Origin of the sequence: Xanthobacter sp. NM-59 (assembly GCF_021401125.1) — a bacterium.
Classification (GTDB): Bacteria; Pseudomonadota; Alphaproteobacteria; order Rhizobiales; family Xanthobacteraceae; genus Xanthobacter.
This window is the reverse complement of the sequence record NZ_JACBFQ010000010.1, coordinates 130,923-149,430: the sequence shown is the minus strand read 5'-3', so window position 1 is coordinate 149,430 and position 18,508 is coordinate 130,923. Positions and strand designations below refer to the sequence as shown.

At 69.5% G+C, this 18,508-nt stretch carries 16 protein-coding genes and 1 other RNA gene; 8 read left to right on the top strand and 9 right to left on the bottom strand.

The window, feature by feature from the left end:
• Position 1: 1 nt before the first annotated feature.
• The 8 genes from L0966_RS17275 to L0966_RS17240 all read right to left on the bottom strand — a co-directional run bounded on the left by L0966_RS17275 (position 2) and on the right by L0966_RS17240 (position 8,485).
• Positions 2–616, bottom strand: a complete 615-nt coding sequence (locus L0966_RS17275) for a chloramphenicol acetyltransferase (protein ID WP_234053212.1) — start codon at positions 614–616, stop codon at positions 2–4.
• Complete coding sequence (locus L0966_RS17270; protein ID WP_234053211.1) at positions 613–1,320, bottom strand: DUF1045 domain-containing protein; 708 nt, start codon at positions 1,318–1,320, stop codon at positions 613–615. The genes L0966_RS17275 and L0966_RS17270 overlap by 4 nt, the downstream gene beginning before the upstream one ends.
• A 6-nt stretch (positions 1,321–1,326) precedes the next feature.
• Positions 1,327–1,968, bottom strand: a complete 642-nt coding sequence (locus L0966_RS17265; protein WP_234053210.1) for an MBL fold metallo-hydrolase — start codon at positions 1,966–1,968, stop codon at positions 1,327–1,329.
• Positions 1,969–2,084: 116 nt separating this feature from the next.
• Positions 2,085–3,419, bottom strand: a complete 1,335-nt coding sequence (locus tag L0966_RS17260) for a DUF3422 family protein (protein WP_370640811.1) — start codon at positions 3,417–3,419, stop codon at positions 2,085–2,087.
• Positions 3,420–3,979: 560 nt separating this feature from the next.
• On the bottom strand, positions 3,980–4,267 hold the full coding sequence (locus L0966_RS17255; protein ID WP_234053208.1) for a GCG_CRPN prefix-to-repeats domain-containing protein: 288 nt from the start codon (positions 4,265–4,267) through the stop codon (positions 3,980–3,982).
• 34 nt (positions 4,268–4,301) lie between these two features.
• Positions 4,302–4,712, bottom strand: coding sequence for a Spy/CpxP family protein refolding chaperone (locus L0966_RS17250; protein WP_234053207.1), 411 nt, complete (start codon positions 4,710–4,712; stop codon positions 4,302–4,304).
• A gap of 534 nt (positions 4,713–5,246) precedes the next feature.
• Positions 5,247–7,775, bottom strand: a complete 2,529-nt coding sequence (locus L0966_RS17245; RefSeq protein WP_234053206.1) for an FtsX-like permease family protein — start codon at positions 7,773–7,775, stop codon at positions 5,247–5,249.
• Positions 7,772–8,485, bottom strand: coding sequence for an ABC transporter ATP-binding protein (locus tag L0966_RS17240; protein ID WP_234053205.1), 714 nt, complete (start codon positions 8,483–8,485; stop codon positions 7,772–7,774). The genes L0966_RS17245 and L0966_RS17240 overlap by 4 nt, the downstream gene beginning before the upstream one ends.
• A 142-nt stretch (positions 8,486–8,627) precedes the next feature.
• Here L0966_RS17240 and L0966_RS17235 point away from each other — a divergent pair, with 142 nt between their 5' ends.
• Complete coding sequence (locus tag L0966_RS17235) at positions 8,628–9,236, top strand: arylesterase (RefSeq protein WP_234053204.1); 609 nt, start codon at positions 8,628–8,630, stop codon at positions 9,234–9,236.
• A gap of 55 nt (positions 9,237–9,291) precedes the next feature.
• Positions 9,292–9,855, top strand: a complete 564-nt coding sequence (locus L0966_RS17230; protein WP_234053203.1) for a hypothetical protein — start codon at positions 9,292–9,294, stop codon at positions 9,853–9,855.
• Positions 9,856–9,960: 105 nt separating this feature from the next.
• On the opposite strand, the gene rnpB is transcribed toward L0966_RS17230, so the two are convergent.
• Positions 9,961–10,345, bottom strand: an RNA gene (gene rnpB / locus L0966_RS17225) — RNase P RNA component class A.
• 374 nt (positions 10,346–10,719) lie between these two features.
• Between rnpB and L0966_RS17220 the strand changes: the two genes are divergently transcribed.
• From L0966_RS17220 to L0966_RS17195, 6 genes are all read left to right on the top strand, one after another.
• Positions 10,720–11,979 carry an aspartate kinase gene (locus L0966_RS17220; RefSeq protein WP_234053202.1) on the top strand — a complete coding sequence of 420 codons (1,260 nt, stop codon included), beginning with the start codon at positions 10,720–10,722 and terminating at the stop codon, positions 11,977–11,979.
• Positions 11,980–12,068: 89 nt separating this feature from the next.
• Positions 12,069–14,336 carry a phosphoenolpyruvate--protein phosphotransferase gene (gene ptsP, locus L0966_RS17215; RefSeq protein ID WP_234053201.1) on the top strand — a complete coding sequence of 756 codons (2,268 nt, stop codon included), beginning with the start codon at positions 12,069–12,071 and terminating at the stop codon, positions 14,334–14,336.
• A 199-nt stretch (positions 14,337–14,535) separates the two neighbouring features.
• Positions 14,536–15,621, top strand: coding sequence for a peptide chain release factor 1 (gene prfA, locus L0966_RS17210; RefSeq protein WP_234053200.1), 1,086 nt, complete (start codon positions 14,536–14,538; stop codon positions 15,619–15,621).
• A 76-nt stretch (positions 15,622–15,697) separates the two neighbouring features.
• Entirely contained in the window at positions 15,698–16,564 is an 867-nt protein-coding gene (gene prmC, locus L0966_RS17205) for a peptide chain release factor N(5)-glutamine methyltransferase (protein WP_234053199.1), read from the top strand.
• Between the two features lie 368 nt (positions 16,565–16,932).
• Positions 16,933–17,145, top strand: coding sequence for a hypothetical protein (locus tag L0966_RS17200; RefSeq protein ID WP_234053198.1), 213 nt, complete (start codon positions 16,933–16,935; stop codon positions 17,143–17,145).
• Positions 17,114–18,016 (top strand): DUF4167 domain-containing protein, encoded by a 903-nt coding sequence (locus tag L0966_RS17195; RefSeq protein WP_234053197.1) that lies wholly within the window; start codon positions 17,114–17,116, stop codon positions 18,014–18,016. The genes L0966_RS17200 and L0966_RS17195 overlap by 32 nt, the downstream gene beginning before the upstream one ends.
• Positions 18,017–18,508 lie beyond the last annotated feature (492 nt).

The following is an 18,508-nucleotide window of genomic DNA, read 5'->3' as shown; positions in this document are numbered from 1 at the left end:
CCTAGGCGCCATACTTCTCCAGGAACGCTTCCACCGCCAGGCCGCGGAAGTCGCCCAAAGCGGCGTGCAGCGCCTCGTGGCTCCAGTCCCACCAGGCGAGGGTCTGGAGGCGCGCGGCAATGCCGTCCTCGAACCGCCATTTCACGATCCGCGCCGGCACCCCGGCGACGATGGCGTAGGCCGGAACATCCTTGGTGACGACGGCGCCGGCCGCCACCACCGCGCCGGTGCCGACCGAGCGCCCGGCGAGCACGATCGCCCCATGGCCGATCCATACGTCATGCCCGAGGGTGAGCTGCTGCGCGCGGCGCCAGGCAAAGAATTCCTGCTCGTCTTCCTCGCCGGGAAAATAGGCGGAGGCGCGATAGGTGAAGTGGGCCTGGGTGGCCCGCCAGGTGGGATGGTTGCCGGGATTGAGCCGCGTCATGGCGGCGATGGAGCAGAACTTGCCGATGCGGGCGGAGGCAATGTCCGCATCGTTCACAACGTAGGAATAGTCGCCCATCTCCACGTCATTGAGCTTGGTGCGCGCGCCCACCTCCGTGTAGCGGCCGAGGCGGGAATCCCGCACCTCGGCGGTGGGGTCGATGAGCGGCTCCGGCCCGAGCTGTTTCATGCGCGCACTCCCGCGCCCAGGGGAACACGCCGCGCGAGGCGGAAGCGCGCGCCCGGCTCCGGCTGAACATAAAGCCCCACATCGGTGACCGCGAGCGGCGCATCGGCCCCGGTCGCCCCATAGGCGTCGGTCAGGGCGTTGAGGGCGTGGGCCAGCTCGTTCTCCCCCAGCGGCCCGGTAAGGGTCATGTGGAAGCGGAAGTCCTCATGGACATAAGGGTAGCCGTAGCGCTCCAGATGCCCCCGCTGGCGCGCGGAGAGGCGGTCTGGCCGGCGGCGGGCCACCTCCTCGGCGGAGAGGGGGGCGCGGGCCGGTTCCAGCTCCATGACGGCGCAGCGGGCGATATCCTCCAGCATGGGCACCGGCACGGGCGGCACCAGCGCCACGAAGGGGCCGATGGCCCGCACCGCCAGCGGCGGCAGCTCGAACGGGTGGTGCTCGGCGGCGAAGGCCGCGATCAGCGCGTCGAGATCGGCTTCGGTGCAGCCGTCAGCCAGCCGGAAGGGGGCCTTCAGCGTGCCGTGGAAGCCATAGCGGCGGGGTTCCTCGGTCAGCTCGCGCCAGCGCGGCGGATCGAAGCCGGCCATGTCCGGGGCGTCGAGGTCGGCGCCGCTTTCCGCGTCATATCCAACCACGGCGGAGCCGAACCGCCATAGCGGGCTCTGCGCCGCCGGGGCGAGGTAGATGGCGTAGCGATGGGCCATGGGAGGTCAGCCCTGGAGAAAGGGGTTGTGGGCACGCTCGTCGCCGATGCTGGTCAGCGCCCCGTGCCCTGGCAGGCAGACCACCGCATTGCCGAGTGGCAGAAGCTTTTCGACGATGGCCGAAATGAGCTGGGCATGGTCGCCGTAGGGGAAATCGGTGCGGCCCACCGAGCCGCGGAACAGGGTGTCGCCCACAATGGCGATGTTCTCGTCTTTCAGCACATAGACGAGATGGCCAGGCGTGTGGCCGGGCACATGCAGGATATCGAGCTTCAGCTCACCGATGGCGAGCGGGTCGCCCTCGCTCAGATAGCGGTCGGGCGTCACCGCGCGGCCGCCCTCGAAGCCGTATTTCGTGGCCATTGCGGGGATGCCGTCCAGCAGGAACTGGTCGGCGGCGTGGGGGCCTTCCACCGGAACCTTCAGGATCTCGGCGAGCTCGGCGGCGCCGGCGGCGTGGTCCACATGGCCGTGGGTGAGCAGGATTTTCTCAATGGTGGCGCCGGTCTCGGCAATGGCCGCCTGGATCCGGTCGAGATCGCCGCCGGGGTCGATCACCGCCCCCTTCATGGTCCGGGTGCACCAGACGATGGAGCAGTTCTGCGCGAAGGGCGTGACGGGCACAACGGCGATCTGAACGGGCTGCATATGGTTCCTGCTTCTGATCCGCGCGGGCCGGCCCGCGCAGAGAATAAGGCGTCGATTCCCTGCTCAAAAGCGCGTCCATATCGGGCGTGACGGGGCGCTGGCGCCCCGCCTGGCCGTCAATCGTGGTCGCCGTGGGCGCGACGGATGCGGCGCACCACGCCCCACACCGCGAGCACGGTCAGCGGCACCGAAATGGCGGTCACCAGCCCCACGTCCAGGTGCAGGCCGAGCTTCTCGGCGACACCGCTTTCATGCAGCCCATCGGCAAGGTGGTGGATCAGGCTCACCACATAGTAGGAAATGGCGGCCACCGAAAGCCCTTCCACGGTCCGCTGCAGTCGCAGCTGGAGCCGGGTGCGGGCATTCATGGAGGCCAGCAGGTCGCGATTCTGCTGCTCCAGCTCCACATCCACCCGCGTGCGCAGCAGGTCGGCGGCGCTGGAGAGCTTGCGGCCGATCTTCTCCTGTCGCTCCTCCACCGAGAGGCAGGTGCGCATGGCGGGGGCCATGCGGCGGTTGAGGAACTGCTGCCAGGAGGGAAAGCCGGGCACCGGCACCTCGCGGATGGTGGCGAGGCGGAGCTTCACGATTTCCATGTAGGCGCGGCTGGCACCAAAGCGGAACAGGGAGCCGGTGCTGGCCGCTTCCAGCTCCGCGGCCAGCGCCACCAGCTCGTCGAGCAACTTGTGGTTGGCGGAAAGGCCCACCGAATGGGTCATGGCATTGGCCGCCTCGGCCAGGCGCCCCTCGATCTTCGAGATGGCGGGCGCCAGGCGCTGGGCTTCCGGCAGGCCCAGAAGGGCCAGCGTGCGATAGGTCTCGATCTCCAGAAGGCGCTGGACCAGCGCCCCGGCGGCCTCCGCGCCCAGCCCGCGATTGCGCACCAGAATGCGCACGAAGCCGGAGGGGTCGGCCAGGAAGTCGCTGGCGATCTCGGCCATGCCGTCATTGACGTCGGCGCGGGCCAGGCTGGCGCGATCGAACACCTTGTCGAGGAACAGGTCTTCCGCCGTGTCGGGGATGAGGTGCAGGTCCACCGCCACCAGCAGCGGGCCTGGCTGGGGCATCTCGCCGAATGGCGTTGCGAGGGTCGCGGCCGGCGGCTGGAAGGGCAGCATGCCCGGCAGCACGCCGGGGGAGGGCAGGTCCCAGGTATAGGTGCAGAACTCGGCGTGGCTCTCCCACCGCAGGTCGGCGCCGCCGAACGACACGTGGTGGTGCTTGGCCCCCGCCGCCGGAGCCGGCAGCCCGCGCGAGGTGCACAGGGCCGCCAGCGCCTCCCGGTCCTTGCCGGAGCCGCCGGCGCCGAGCACGAAGGCGGCGTGCAGAATGCGCCGGGGCGTTTCCACCGGCACGAACGGGCGGGCGTGAAGCTCGCGCAGTACGGCGGCTCGCAGCGGATGGGCCGCAAGGGCGCGGCCTTCGCCGATGAGGAGATCCGCCTCACCCATGGTCATGTCCCATCGTCCGCATCCGACACCCCTCCCTTACGTCTTTCGTATGGTGCTGGCATGGGCGCGCGGCGGGATCAAGCGGAGGCGAAGCCGCATTCCGTCGCATGGGGGAATGGGCTGGCTCAGTGACGCAGGCCGCGCAGGGGGCAGGCGGGGTCAAGGGCAGGCGGGGTCAAGGGCAGGCCGCGCAGGGGGCAGGCGGGGTCAAGGGCAGGCGGGGTCAAGGGCAGGCGGGGTCAAGGGTAGGCGGGGTCAAGGGCAGGCGGGGTCAAGGGCAGGCGGGGTCAAGGGTAGGCGGGGTCAAGGGTAGGCGGGGTCAAGGGTAGGCGGGGTCAAGGGTAGGCGGGGTCAAGGGTAGGCGGGGCCAGGGTAGGCGGGGCCAGGGTAGGCGGGGCCAGGGTAGGCGGGGCCAGGGTAGGCGGGGCTGAGCCAAACGCCGAAGGCAGCCCCTGAGGCCTGCCTTCGGCGTTGGCGCGGGGCGGGCCTTGGTCGGGCCCATCCCGCGCGGTGCTGGAGCAAATCTGTCCGGCGCCGGTCGCGGGTCGGCGCCGGTGGCGTCAATTGCAGACGCGGACCGGGCCGAACGGCCCTTGGCGCCACCAGCAATGGGGCCGCCAGGGGCCGTACCACCGATAATAGCTTCCATTGGGGCGGCATCCGCCCCAGGGGCCGCGATGCCAGCCCCAGCCGCAGCCCTGGGCCACCGGCACCACGGGTGCTTCGGGCGCGAGGGCCTGCTCCGCCACGACGGGCGGTGGCGAGGCGAGGGCGGGCAGGGCCTGGGCCCCGGCGACGCCGGCGAGGAGGGCACCCGCGACGAGAGCGGGCAGAAGCAGCGGCTTCATGGCGCAGAATCCTTCCGGTGTGGGCTGCGGGCGCTCATTCCTCTTCCTCGAAGATCCAGAGCTGGCTGGATTCGGGCATGGCGCCGGTGTCGTGGAGGCCCAGGAAGGCGGGGATGCGGTTGAGCTGCGCCGGCGTCAGGGTCGCCACGAAGGGCTTGGCAGCCCCCACGAAGGTCTTGAGCGCCTTGGCGCGGGCTTCTTCCGCGTCGGCGATCATGGACAGCACGTCGAGGGCGGAGGTGGGCGGCGGCGCGGCCATGCGGGCCTCGCGGCGGGCCATGGCGCCCTTCGCGGCGTCGCGGATGGCGGCTTCCACCGGCGGCCAGAGCTTTTCCTGCTCGGGCGTCAGCTTCAGCACGGTCTTGAGGGCGGCAAGGCGCGCATCAAGGATCGCCGCGGCGTCCTCGGGCGTGTAGGGCATGCCGACAGCGTCCTGGGACATCATTGCCCCACCGGGGCCCCTGCCGTAGGGCATGCCCTGCCCCATCATGCCTTGGCCCTGCCCCATCATTCCCGGGCCCATGCCCTGGGGCATTCCTTGGGGCCCGCCCTGCCCCATCATTCCCGGGCCCATGCCCTGGGGCATTCCCTGAGGCCCGCCTTGCCCCATCATTCCCGGGCCCATGCCCTGAGGCATGCCCTGGGGGCCCGCCGGCTGGGCGGCGGCAGGAGTGGCGATGGCGGCGCCGAGTGCGGCGGCGAGCGTGAGTGTGGATAGGAGGCGCATGGGAGGACAAGCTCCATGTCTGACTGCGCGAGGCCTCGGCCTCACGCAAGGGCACCCGTTCCCGGCCGGAGGGCCGGCGGGCGGGCACAGGGTATCAGCCCTGGCGCTGGCCGGAAGGGGCGATTTGCGCGCCCGCCCGTCCATCGGCCGTTTCCGTTTGTCGTGGACGCATTGGATCTTTCTATCTATTTGTTTTTACGTGTTTCCTTTGCGCGAATCCGGATCCATATCACTCGGAAATGTTCTTGCGGGTCACAGGTGCCGCAGCACCCGCACCGGCGGAACGCTGAGGGCGCGGAAGGTGCCGATGAGGCCGAAGCCCACGGTGAGCGCCAGCGCCCCCGCCACCGCGCCCGCCGCCGCCGGCAGGGAGAAGGTGAAGGCGATCTCCATCACCTGCGTCACCACCGCATAGGCGGCGAGGCCGCCGGCGGCCACCGCGAACAGGGCGGTCACCAGGCCGAGACCGGCATATTCCAGCCCATAGGCGGCGATGAGCCGGGGCCGGGTGGCGCCCAGGGTCTTCAGGATGACCGCGTCATAGACGCGGTGCTGGTGCCCCGCCGCCAGCGCGCCCGCCAGCACCAGCACCGAGGTGATGAGGGTGACGAGGCTGGCGGCGCGGATGCCGAGCGAGAGGTTTTCCAGCATCCGCCGGGCCTCCTCCAGCGTCTCCTTGACCCGCACGGTGGTGACGGCCGGATAGGCAGCGGCCACCGCTTTCATCAGCTCCACCTCGCGCGCGGTGTCGCCGCCATCGGGGAAGGAGAGGGTGGAGAGCACCGTATAGGGCGCGCCGCCGAAAGTGTTGGGCGAGAATACCATCACGAAATTGATGCCGAGCCGCTCCCAGTTCACCCGCCGGAGATTGCTGATGCGGGCCGTTACCGTGCGGCCGAGCACGTTGACGCTGACGCGGTCGCCCAGCTTCAGGCCGAGGCCGGCGGCCAGCTTGTCCTCGAATGAGAGCTGGGGCTCGGTCGTGTCTGGGCCCCACCATTGGCCCTCCACCACCTGCGAGCCCTCCGGTACCTCGGCGGCCATGGAGATGCCCCGGTCGCTCTGCAGCACCCAGGCGGCGTCGGGCGTGCTCTTCACCTGGTCGGCCGGTACGCCGTTGAGCGCGGTGATGCGCCCGCGCAGCATGGGCACGGATTTCAGCACGCCATCGGGTGCCTTGGCCTTGATGAAGGCCGAAAACGCCTCCTGCTGGGAGGAGGGCACGTCGACGAAGAAGAAGCTCGGCGCGCTCTCCCGCATGGGGCCGGACAATTCCATGGTGAGGCTGCGGTCCACCAGCGCCAGCGCCACCATCAGCGACAGGCCGAGCCCGAGCGAGAGCACTACCGTGGGGGTGAGCGCGCCGGGGCGGTGGATATTGCCCAAAGCGAGGCGCGCCACCGTCGAGCGCGGCCGCGGCAGGCGCCGTGCCACCGCCATGATGGCGAGCGCCACCATGCGCAGCAGCACGAACACCGTGGCCGAGGCCGCCAGGAAGATGGCGGCGGTGCGGATGTCGTCGGAGGTGGCGAGCGCCACCGCCACCAGCATCGCCGCCAGCACGGCCATGAGCACCATGTGACCCAGACCGGGCCGTGGCAGGCGCGCGCCGATGCCATCGCGGAACAGGGTGGAGACGGGCGCCTCCTGGGCACGGGCCAGGGGCCAGACGGCGAACAGCGCCGACACCGTCAGCCCATAGAAAGCGGCAAGCGCCAGCGCCCCCGGATCGAGCCGTGGCGCCAGGGGAAACGGCACCAGGGCGGCGATGGCCGCCGCGGCCGCGAACGGCAGCGCCGCCCCCAGCACTAGGCCGAGGGTCACGCCCGCGCCGGCGATCAGCAGGATCTCGGCCCCATAGGTGGCGAAGATGGTGGCGCGGGTGGCCCCCAGGGCCTTGAAGGTGGCGATGGTCTCGCGCTTGGCGGCGAGGTGGCTCGACACCGCATTGGCGACGCCCACGCCCCCCACGAGCAGCGCCGTGAGCGCCACCAGAGTGAGGAACTGGCTGATGCGCCGCACATTGCGCTCCAGCTGCGGGGTGGCGGCATCGCGGGTGCGTACCTCGAAGCCGGCGGCGGCGAGGGGGGCTTTCACCCGCTCCATCACCTGCGGCAGGCTTTCCGGCTGGCGCAGCGCCACCCGGTAGCTCCAGCGCACCAGGCTGCCGGGCTGGACCAGGCCGGCCGCCTTCAGGCCGGCATCGGAAACCAGCAGGCGGGCGCCGAAGCCGACGCCGCTGGAGAGCTTGTCGGGCTCGGTGAGGATGCGGGCGCGGATCTCGAACGTGGCCTCGCCCACCTGGATCCGGCTGCCGATGCCCAGCCCCAGCCGGGTCATCATCACCTCGTCCGCCGCCGCGCCGAAGGCGCCATCGGAGGGGCGCAGGAGAGCCTCGGTGGATTGGGCGGGGGAAATGTCGAGCCGGCCCACCATGGGATAGGCGCCGTCCACCGCCTTCAGCTCCACCAGCATGGCTTCGCCCGACTGGGAGCGGGCCATGGCCCGCAGCAGCGCCACCCGCGACACCGTGCCGTCGGCGCCGATGGTCGCCAGCTCCTCCGGCGTGGCTTCGCGCTGAACGAGGTTATAGGCCACGTCGCCGCCGAGAATGGCGCGGCCTTCCCGCTCCAGCCCCTCGGTGAGGGCACGGGCGAAGGAGCCGATGCCGGCAATGGCCATCACCCCCACCGCCAGGCAGGCCAGGAAAATGCCGAAGCCGCGCCGGGCGCCGCGCAGCTCGCGCAGGGCGAGCGTGAAAGCGAGGGGCTGCCGGCTCACGCCGTCACCTCCAGGCGGGCGCTGTCCTCGGCGATGACGCCGGAGCGCACCTTCAGCACCCGGCCGCAGCGGTCGGCCAGCGACGCATCGTGGGTGACCAGAACCAGGGTGGTGCCGCGCGCGCGGTGGGCGGCGAACAGCAGGTCCATGATCTGCTGGCCGGTGGCCTCGTCCAGATTGCCGGTGGGCTCGTCGGCCACCAGGATGGGCGGCTCGGGCGCGAGGGCGCGGGCTACCGCCACGCGCTGCTGCTCGCCGCCGGAAAGCTGGGCGGGATAATGGGCGGCGCGATGGGCCAGGCCCACCGCCTCCAGCTCCCGCGCCGCGCGGGCGAAGGCATCGCGGCGGCCGGCCAGCTCCAGCGGCACGGCCACGTTCTCAAGGGCGGTCATGGTGGGGATGAGGTGGAAGGATTGGAACACGATGCCGATATGCCGGCCGCGAAAGCGGGCGAGGGCATCTTCGGACAGGCGGGTGATGTCCTCGCCCGCCACCTTCACCATGCCGCGATCGGGCCGCTCCAGCCCCGCCATCACCATCAGCAATGTGGATTTTCCGGAGCCCGACGGCCCCACCAGCCCGACCGTCTCGCCGGCCGTGATATGAACGCAGATGTCTTTCAGCACATGCACACGGGCCGCGCCGGTGCCAAGGGACAGGTCCACGTCCTTCAGATCGATGGCGCGCGGGGACAAGGAAACATCGTTCATGCCTGACAGGACCCTCGAACCGAACGGAATGGCCGCGACGCGCGGAGGCGCGCAGGCTGCGGCGCAACGGACGCGGAGGCAATCTCCTTTGCCGCGACATTCTTTCCGGCAATGGGCCCTCAAGGCGGCTCGGGGATGTCTGGTGCTGGCCGCGCTCATCACGATCGCGTCACCGGCCTTGGCGCGCACGGTGCGGGTGGTGGCGCTGGGCGACAGCCTCACCGCCGGCTATGGCGTGGCGCCGAAGGATGCCTTTCCGGTCCAGCTCGAAGCCGCGCTGAAGGCGCGTGGCCATGACGTGGTGATCGAGAATGCCGGCGTTTCGGGCGAAACCGCCAGCCAGGGCCTGGCCCGGCTGGACTGGTCGGTGCCCGAGGGGACGGATGCGGTGATCGTGGCGCTGGGCGCAAACGACATGCTGCGAGGCCTGCCGCCCCAGGTGACGCGGGCCGCCATCAGCGAGATCGTCGAGCGGCTCAAGGGGCGTGGGGTGAAGGTGCTGCTGGCGGGCATGCGCGCCGCACCCAATCTCGGCGCCGGCTATGCGGGCGAGTTCGATGCCATCTTCCCCCAGGTGGCCGACCACGAGGGCGTGCTGCTCTATCCCTTCTTCCTCGACGGGGTGGCCGGACAGCCGACGCTGAACCAGAAAGACGGCCTGCATCCCAATCCCAAGGGTGTGGCGGTGATGGTTTCAGGCATCCTGCCCAAGACCGAGGAACTCATCGGGCAAGTCGCGTCGCCCCAATAACGCGGCCAGGGTGAGGGGCGCCGTATCGAGAGGCGTCATGTCGAGGAACGAGCCGATGGAATGGGACGTAAGCCCGGAGCGGATGGCGCAGCTGCGCTCGTCCATCGCGCCCGTGCATTGTGAGGTGCCGCTGCGCCAGGTGCTGGCGGAGGATTTCCCGCGGGAGTGCGCGGACCTGCCCATTGCCGGCGGCTGGGGCTATGCGCGCGAGGATGCCATCATCCTGCTGAATGCGGGGGGCGGGGCGCGCGGGCCGCGGGGGGATTTCGTCTCCCTGGAATATTTTCTTGCGGAAAAGATCGTCCATGAGGAGCTGATCGTGTTCCGCGCCAGCGCCGAGCGCTTTTCCGGCATCCGCCTCACCCTCGGCCGCCAGATGCAGGTGGAGAGCGGCGGGCGGCACTACGACGCGCTGGAATTCGCCGTGTCCTGCTGGGCCGACCGGCACTGGGACCATCTGCGCACCGAGTGGGAGAGCAACGGATTCGGGCGGCGGCCCGGCTTCAACATCTCCGCCCACGAATCAAAACGAGAGGCCGCCCAGGTGCGCTACGAGCGCACGTTCTGGTTCGACATTACCGATGTCATGGGCGAGGGCGCTCCGCGCGGCCGGTCATGACGCGGGCCGGACCCGCGTGAAGGACTCGTGTAAAAACAAAGCTCTAGACGGTTTCGGTGCGGCCATGAAATGGCTGAAACAGTCTGGGCGCGGGTTTCGCGCCGAAGCACCAGCCGGCCTGTAAGCCGGGTTCTGTATGGCGGGCAGGGACACCGAGGCATCTCGGCCCGCGTGGCGGCCATTCATCTGGGACGCCGGTTGCCCGGCGCCTCTGGCAGTCAACCCGGACGACCCCCCGAGGACAGGGGTGGTTTCCCGCGTCGTCCCTATTCGACTTTGCTCCCGGTGGGGTTTGCCGTGCCGCTCCCGTTGCCGGTCGCGCGGTGGGCTCTTACCCCACCGTTTCACCCTGGCTCGTGCATGCACGAGTGGTCTGATTTCTGTGGCACTTTCCCTGGGGTCGCCCCCGCCGGACGTTATCCGGCACCGTGTCTCCGTGGAGCCCGGACTTTCCTCGACACCGAAATGCCGCGGCCGCCCGGCCGGCTGGTGGGTGAGGAATGGGCGTTTGAGGGCGCAGCGTCAAGGGCCGCGCGCGGTGTTTCCCTGCGGCGGTGTGGGGCGCGTGACCTCCGTGGTGGACCTCCGGACGAGCCCGAAGGTTGCCCAAAGGCGCAAGTGCCGCTATGGAGGCCGGCAACGAACCGCGCCCGCTCGAACCGGCGCGGACAAGGTTTTGGGCAAGGTTTTTGGGGATGTTTCCGAACCTCACGCTTTCGTCGTCGGCTTGGTGCGCTCTTTCGCGCCGGGGGACGCCGCGTCCGCGAAAATGACGCTCCGCTGAGGCCGGTGCCGGCAGAGCCCATTTCGCCGCGCGCCCTGAGACGACTTCCCCCGCATCTTTTTTGAAGAAAGGCACGAGCGATGGCTCGGCTGGTGATGAAGTTCGGCGGCACCTCGGTCGCCAATATCGATCGCATCCGCAATGTGGCGCGCCATGTGAAGCGCGAGGTGGAGGCCGGCTACCAGGTGGCCGTCGTGGTCTCCGCCATGTCCGGCAAGACCAATGAGCTGGTGGCCTGGTGCAGGGAGGCCGCCCCGCTCTATGACCCGCGCGAATACGACGCGGTTGTGGCCTCCGGTGAGCAGGTGACCTCGGGCCTCCTGGCCATCGCCCTGCAGCAGCTCGGCATTCCCGCCCGCTCCTGGCAGGGCTGGCAGATCCCGCTTTATACGGACGACGCCCACGGCTCTGCCCGCATCATGGACATCGACGCGGCGCGCCTCGGCGGTGCCATCGATGGGGGGGAGGTGGCGGTGATCGCCGGCTTCCAGGGCATCCACGCCGAGACCGGTCGCATCACCACCCTCGGCCGCGGTGGGTCGGACACCAGCGCGGTGGCGGTGGCCGCCGGCCTGAAGGCGGAGCGCTGCGATATCTATACGGACGTGGACGGAGTCTACACCACCGATCCGCGCGTGGTTTCCAAGGCGCGGCGGCTGGACCGCATCGCCTTCGAGGAAATGCTGGAAATGGCGTCGCTGGGCGCCAAGGTGCTGCAGGTGCGCTCGGTGGAGCTCGCCATGGTGCATCAGGTGCGCACCTTCGTGCGCTCCAGCCTGGTCGATCCCGACGCGCCGGAGATGGCGCATGTGGAAAAGGCCGGCACGCTCATCTGCGACGAGGAGGAAATCGTGGCAAACCAGATGGAATCCCAGGTTGTCACCGGCATCGCCTTCTCCAAGGACGAGGCCCAGGTCTCCATCCGCCGGGTGGCGGACAAGCCCGGCATCGCGGCGAGCGTGTTCGGCCCGCTGGCGGACGCCCACATCAATGTGGACATGATCGTGCAGAACGTGTCCGCCGACGGCTTCACCGACATCACCTTCACCGTGCCCAATGCCGATTATGAGCGGGCCAAGGCGGTGATCGACGGGGCCAAGGAAGCCATCGGCCACCAGATCGTGGAAGGCGCCACCGACGTCACCAAGGTGTCGGTCATCGGCATCGGCATGCGCTCGCACGCGGGGGTTGCCTCCAAGGCGTTCGAGGCGCTGGCCGCCAAGGGCATCAACATCCGGGCCATCACCACCTCGGAGATCAAGATCTCCTTCCTCATCGATGCGGCCTATACCGAACTTGCGGTTCGGACTCTGCATTCGCTATACGGGCTCGACAGCTGACGGCGCGTGTGCCTGGATCTGATCCGGATACCGTTCTTCACTGAGGGCTTTGCGGGTGTGAAACCCGCTGCAATTTAAGGATGCGGCCGATGCGTGGCGCGCTCGGCGGTCCCCGTGTGCTGCTTCGCCGCCTCCGAGAGGTGATGGCGGAGCAGATCAGCGCGCAGGATCGTCTCGACAAGATCGTGGTGCTGATCGCCGCCAACATGGTCGCGGAGGTCTGCTCGGTCTACGTGCTGCGCGTCGATCAGACCCTGGAGCTGTACGCGACCGAGGGTCTGAACCGCGACGCCGTTCACCAGACCGTGCTGAGCGTGGATGAGGGCCTCGTCGGCCATGTGGCGCGGGAGGCCGAATCCCTGGCCTTGTCCGACGCCCAGGCCCATCCCGAATTCTCGTATCGGCCGGAAACGGGGGAGGAGATCTACAACTCCTTCCTCGGCGTGCCGATCCTGCGCGCGGGCAACACGCTTGGCGTGCTGGTGGTGCAGAACCGGGCCCGGCGCACCTATACCGAAGAAGAGATCGAGGCGCTCCAGACCACGGCCATGGTGCTGGCGGAGATGATCGCCTCTGGCGAGCTCACCGCCCTTGCCCGTCCCGGCGCCGAGCCGGCGGTGCGCCGGCCGCTGCATTTGAAGGGCGTGGGCCTCGCCGATGCCCTGGGCCTCGGCCACGCGGTGCTGCATGAGCCTCGGGTGAAGGTGACCAACGTCATCGCCGATGACGTCCAGCGCGAGACCCACCGGCTTGACGCGGCCATCGGCAAGCTCAGGCACGCCATCGACAAGATGCTGGAGGATGACGGCCTCGCCAAATCGGGCGAGCACCGCGACATTCTCGAAGCCTATCGCATGTTCGCCCATGACCGGGGTTGGATGCACAAGATGCGCGAGGCGGTGCTGTCGGGCCTCACCGCCGAGGGCGCCGTGGAGCGCGTGCAGTCGGACACCCGCGCCCGCATGATGCGCGCCTCCGACCCCTATCTGCGCGAGCGCCTGCACGATTTGGACGATCTCGCCAACCGGCTGCTGCGCGAGCTACTCGGGCATGCGCCGGGGCCGGATCGGGATTCCCTGCCGGAAAACGCCATTCTCGTCGCCCGCAACATGAGCCCGGCGGCGCTGCTCGATTACGACCGCACCCGCATCCGCGGCCTCGTTCTCGAAGAGGGCGGCACCACCAGCCATGTCACCATCGTGGCCCGCGCGCTCGGCATCGCCGCCGTGGGGCAGGTGGACAACATCACCGGCCTTGCCGATTCCGGCGATCCGATGATCGTGGATGGGCAGGCGGGCGAAGTGCATCTGCGCCCGCCCGGCGACGTGGAGGAGGCCTATGCCGAGAAGGTGCGCTTCCGCGCCCGCCGGCAGGCCCAGTATGCGGCCCTGCGCACCCGCCCCTCGGTCACCAAGGACGGGGTGCACATCGCCCTTCACCTGAATGCCGGCCTGGTGGTGGACCTGCCCCACATCGCCGAAACCGGGGCGGCGGGCATCGGCCTGTTCCGCACCGAGCTTCAGTTCATGATCGCCTCGGCCTTCCCGCGCATTTCCGAGCAGCTGAAGCTCTATCGCGCGGTGCTGGATGCCGCCGGCGAGCGGCCCGTCACCTTCCGCACCCTCGATATCGGCGGCGACAAGGTGCTGCCCTATATGCGCACGGTGGAGGAGGAGAACCCGGCCCTTGGTTGGCGCGCCATCCGCCTGGGCCTCGACCGGCCGGGCCTGCTGCGCAGCCAGGTGCGCGCGCTGCTGCGCGCCGGCGCCGGGCGGGACCTGCGCCTGATGTTCCCCATGGTGGCGGCGGTGGAGGAATTCGATTCCGCCCGCGCCATCGTGGAGCGCGAATTGACCCACCTGCGCAAGCACGGCCATGGCCTGCCGGAGCGGGTGTTCGTGGGCGCCATGGTGGAGGTGCCCTCGCTCCTGTTCCAGCTCGACGAGATCCTGACGCGCGCGGACTTCCTTTCCGTGGGGTCCAACGATCTGGTGCAGTTCCTGTTCGCCGCGGATCGCTCCAATGTGCGGGTGGCGGATCGCTTCGACCCGCTGTCGCCGCCCGCGTTGCGCGCCTTCCGCATGGTAGCGGAGGCGGGCGCCCGCGCCGGCAAGCCCATCACCCTGTGTGGCGAACTGGCCTCGCGGCCGCTGGAAGCCATCGCCCTCGCGGCGCTGGGATACCGCTCTTTGTCCCTATCGCCGGCTGCGGTGGGGCCCGTGAAAGCGGCGCTGCTGGAGCTGGATGTCGGTGCCGCACGCAAGGTGCTGCTGCCGCTTCTGGAGGATCGCACCGGCATCGCCCATATCCGCGATGCGCTGCGCACCTTCGCCGAGACCACGGGCGTGCCTCTTTAGCGCTCAACTGAAGGGGCGCCGCTTTTCGGGGCCGGGTTGGCTCCGGCGCCCTCGCCGACGCAAAGGTTGCGCGGCGGGTACCAGCCGCTAGCCCGCTTTCCGGCCATCGTGTGCTCGGCGGACCTGTCCTCGGTTTGATTTTTCTCAGTTCCGCCCGCAAAACCGATTTCTCTTTCCGCAGGAATTGCCCGCGCCCGCCATGTCCTCCGCCCTGCCCCTCGCCAAGCTCGACCAACTGGTCGCGCGCCATGCCGAAATCGAAGCCGCCCTCGCCCATGGGGCGGAGGGGGATGAATATGTGCGGCTCGGCCGGGAGTTCGCGGACCTTTCCCCGGTGGTGGAGCAGGTCCAGGCGCTGAAAGGCGCGGAGCGCGACCTTGAGGGCGCCCGCGAGCTGCTGGCCGATGCCGCCTCCGATCCGGAGATGAAGGCGCTGGCCGAAAGCGAGGTGGAACGGCTGGAAGCGCGGATCGAGGAGCTCACCCACGAGGTGCGCCTGGCCCTGCTGCCCAAGGACGCCATGGATGAGCGCGGTGTTATCCTTGAAGTCCGCGCCGGCACGGGTGGCGACGAGGCGGCGCTGTTCGCGGGCGACCTCTACCGCATGTACTCCCGCTATGCCGCCGAGCACGGCTGGAGCGTGGAGGTGCTCTCCGAGAGTGAGGGCACCATGGGCGGCTACAAGGAAATCGTCGCCGCCTTGCACGGCCGCGGCGCCTATGCGCGGCTGAAGTTCGAGAGCGGCGTGCACCGGGTGCAGCGCGTGCCGGAAACGGAGAGCGGCGGGCGCATCCACACCTCGGCGGCCACCGTCGCCGTGCTGCCCGAGGCCGAGGACGTGGACGTGGACATCAACGAGGCGGATCTGCGCATCGACGTGTTCCGCGCCCAGGGCGCCGGCGGCCAGCATGTGAACAAGACCGAGAGCGCGGTGCGCATCACCCATCTGCCGACGAACACCGTGGTGATGGTTCAGGACGAGCGTTCCCAGCACCGCAACAAGGCGCGCGCCATGGCCCTGCTGCGCTCGCGCCTGCTGGACGAGGAGCGCACCCGCGCCGCCGCCGGCCGCGCCGCCGAGCGCAAGGGGCAGGTGGGCTCCGGCGACCGGTCGGAGCGCATCCGCACCTATAATTTTCCGCAGGGCCGCGTCACCGACCACCGCATCAACCTCACCCTCTACAAGCTGGAAGAGGTGATGGCGGGAACCGCCCTTGACGAAATTATCAACGCCTTGTTGACAGAGCACCACGCCGCGCTGCTGGCGGCGGCCGACGAAGCGTGAAATAGTTCTAAAGTACCACTGCAGCCTTCGCCATGAGGCGCCATGGGTGGGGCCTCCCGTTCCGAGTTCGCGCACCATGATTGCTGATCCGCCCTTCACGGTCACCGCCTTCTGCCGGCAGATGGCGGCTGAGCTGACGGTTTCCGGCGTCGAGACGCCGGAGCTGGAGGCGCGGATTCTGCTCGCCCATGCCCTGCAATGCGACCGTGCCGCGCTTCTGGCCCAGGGCAATGATCTGGTGACCCCGACCGCGGCGCGGGCGGCGACCGGCCTGCTGCTGCGGCGCATTTCCGGAGAGCCGGTGGCGCGGATTCTCGGCCATCGTGAGTTCTGGAGCCTCGATTTCCTGCTGTCTCCGGACACGCTCGTTCCCCGGCCCGACACCGAAACCGTGGTGGAGGAGGCGCTCGGCCTGTTTCCGGATCCACGCGCGCCCTTGCGCATTCTCGATCTGGGCACCGGCTCGGGCGCCATTCTCGCCGCCTTGCTGCGGGAGCGGCCGGCGGCCTTTGGGGTGGGGGTGGACCGGGCCGAGGGCGCCGCGCGCACCGCGCGCGACAATCTGGCGCGCGCGCAGGTTGCCGATCGCGGCGTGGTGCTCGTGGGGGACTGGGGCGCGAGCCTCGCCGGCGGCTTCGATCTCGTGGTCTCCAATCCGCCCTACATCATTCATCAGGCCATGTCCGGGTTGCCGCGGGAGGTGCGCCTGCATGACCCGGTGCTGGCGCTGGATGGGGGCGAGGACGGTCTCGGCGCCTACCGGGCCATCGCATCCGATCTTCCGCGCCTGCTGGCGCCCGGCGGCGCGGCCGTGTTCGAGCTCGGCGCGGGTCAGGAGGCCGATGTCGCGGCCATCGCCCGCGCGCACGGATTGCTGGTGCCCAAACCGGCGCGGCGCGATCTCGCCGGCATCCCGCGGGCCCTCACTCTGCGCCGGTCCTAAGCGCCTGCTGCGACCAAGGGCGCAGGAATAGGGACGAAAAAATTCACTTGGAACAAGGGCCGGAACTGGTTAGTGTCGAATCCAGGAATCGAACCGCGGCACCCGGATGGCGGGTGCTGGCTTCCGAACACTCAAAAGCAGTTTCGGGCGCTTGGGGTGGCTCTGTAGGGTGGCGCGCAGACGTGCAGCGCTCCGGCAGGCTTCTGGCGGAAGATTGTTTCATGAAGTCGCCGTCTTGGTTTGGTGGCCGGGCGGAGTCGGTTTGGGCGTCTGCGTGGGATCCATGCGGAATGGGGCTCGTTGAGCGGACGGAAGCCGAAACCTTAAACTCGTGATTGAGTGCGGGCACCCGGCGCAGGCGGGGCTCGATGAAGAAGACGTTCATCACCTGCAGTGAAAGATGCGGACGCTGCCGCCGATTTTCGAACTCCACGATTGTCGGACACACCTGGATCAAAGCATCCACGGTGACGCGCGCCGATTACAACGGCGGTTTTCACGCCGCGCGAGTAGAGAACGATCCAGATGAGAAATGGTCAGCAGAAGCGCATGCGCGGCCGCAACAACCGCCGCAGCTCTAATCCCCTGACGCGGGTCTACGAGTCCAACGGCCCCGACGTGAAGGTGCGCGGCACCGCCCACCACATCGCCGAAAAGTATCAGCAGCTTGCGCGCGACGCACAGTCTTCCGGTGACCCGGTGGCGGCGGAAAACTATCTGCAGCATGCGGAACATTATCTGCGCCTGATCGCCTCTCTGCAGGGCCAGTTCACACCCCAACTCGGCTTCGATCGCGACGACGGGATGGACGACGAGGAGATGGACGACGTGGGTGCGCTGGACGCGCCCCAGCCCTATGCCCGCCAGGAGCAGCAGCCCTATCCGCGCGAGGCGCGTGAAGGGCGTGAGGCCCGCGAGCCGCGTGAGGGTCGTGAGCCGCGAGAGGCGCGCGAGGGTCGTGAGCCCCGCGAGGGTCGTGAGCCGCGCGAACCCCGCGAACCCCGCGAGCCGCGTGGTGAGGGACGGAGCAGCCGCGAGGGACGCTCCAGCAATTACCGGCGCAACCGGGACGAGGAGGGGGCGAGCCGCGCCCCCCGCGAGGATAGCGGCGAGGCCGCGGCCTACGCGCCCGCTCCGCGCAGCTCCCGCTCGGCGCGTTCGTCCGAGGCCGCCGAGGCGCCGCGCGCGCCCCGGGCTGAGCGTGTGGACGATGAGCAGGATATCGGCCTGCCCGCTTTCATCACCGGCACGCCGGCCATCACCAAGGAGCGTGCTGAGCCCAAGGCTGAGGCCGAGGCACCGGCCGCCGCCGATGATGCCGGCGAGGGCGCCGAGGGCCGTGTGACCCGCCGCCGCCGCCGCTTCCGCACCCGCGCGGAGCGCGCGGAGGACGCTGAGGCGGGGGGGGGCGAGACGCCCGCGCCCGAGCAGCAGGCCCTTTTCGGGGAGTGACAAGGGAGCCCGCCGAAACGGCGCAGCGCCACCGAAACGCAACGTTTCATGCCCGGGGTTTCGCCCCGGGCATTTTTATTTGAGTGCCCGCAGCTCATGCCCGGCGGACGGCCTGCGCGCGTTACCGCGGGTGTGCAAGGTCATCGGCGGGGGTCGCCCCCGTCGCGCGCTCGCGCGCGTGGGGCTCGGCCGGAGGCGCCCGCCGGGGCGGGGCGCGAGGGGGAGGAGAGGGCGGGGACCGAGCTTCAATTGAGGCGCGTTCTGCACGCGAACAGGTCTCCACCTTGAGTGAAAGGGCGCCAGGACACCGGGTCGCCCGTCGCATCGGAGCGAACGGCCGAGGTTCTGAAAAGCCAAGATCGGTGCACTCCTGGCAAAGAGGTGAGCCAGGGCGGGTTCCCTTTCCGGACCTCGGAGACAGCCCGCGCAGCGCGGGGCGGGCGCTGAGGTGGTCGAGGCGTTTCGGCTTGCGGGCTTTCCGGAGCCCAGCCT

Bases quoted from the DNA above. Each gene is read 5' to 3' on its own strand.
- L0966_RS17220 (WP_234053202.1), top strand. From the start codon at position 10,720: ATGGCTCGGCTGGTGATGAAGTTCGGCGGCACCTCGGTCGCCAATATC.
- L0966_RS17255 (WP_234053208.1), bottom strand. From the start codon at position 4,267: ATGAAGCCGCTGCTTCTGCCCGCTCTCGTCGCGGGTGCCCTCCTCGCC.
- L0966_RS17240 (WP_234053205.1), bottom strand. From the start codon at position 8,485: ATGAACGATGTTTCCTTGTCCCCGCGCGCCATCGATCTGAAGGACGTG.
- L0966_RS17275 (WP_234053212.1), bottom strand. From the start codon at position 616: ATGAAACAGCTCGGGCCGGAGCCGCTCATCGACCCCACCGCCGAGGTG.
- prmC (WP_234053199.1), top strand. From the start codon at position 15,698: ATGATTGCTGATCCGCCCTTCACGGTCACCGCCTTCTGCCGGCAGATG.
- L0966_RS17265 (WP_234053210.1), bottom strand. From the start codon at position 1,968: ATGCAGCCCGTTCAGATCGCCGTTGTGCCCGTCACGCCCTTCGCGCAG.
- L0966_RS17270 (WP_234053211.1), bottom strand. From the start codon at position 1,320: ATGGCCCATCGCTACGCCATCTACCTCGCCCCGGCGGCGCAGAGCCCG.
- L0966_RS17250 (WP_234053207.1), bottom strand. From the start codon at position 4,712: ATGATGTCCCAGGACGCTGTCGGCATGCCCTACACGCCCGAGGACGCC.
- L0966_RS17230 (WP_234053203.1), top strand. From the start codon at position 9,292: ATGGAATGGGACGTAAGCCCGGAGCGGATGGCGCAGCTGCGCTCGTCC.
- ptsP (WP_234053201.1), top strand. From the start codon at position 12,069: ATGCGTGGCGCGCTCGGCGGTCCCCGTGTGCTGCTTCGCCGCCTCCGA.
- prfA (WP_234053200.1), top strand. From the start codon at position 14,536: ATGTCCTCCGCCCTGCCCCTCGCCAAGCTCGACCAACTGGTCGCGCGC.
- L0966_RS17195 (WP_234053197.1), top strand. From the start codon at position 17,114: ATGCGCGGCCGCAACAACCGCCGCAGCTCTAATCCCCTGACGCGGGTC.
- L0966_RS17200 (WP_234053198.1), top strand. From the start codon at position 16,933: ATGAAGAAGACGTTCATCACCTGCAGTGAAAGATGCGGACGCTGCCGC.
- L0966_RS17260 (WP_370640811.1), bottom strand. From the start codon at position 3,419: ATGGGTGAGGCGGATCTCCTCATCGGCGAAGGCCGCGCCCTTGCGGCC.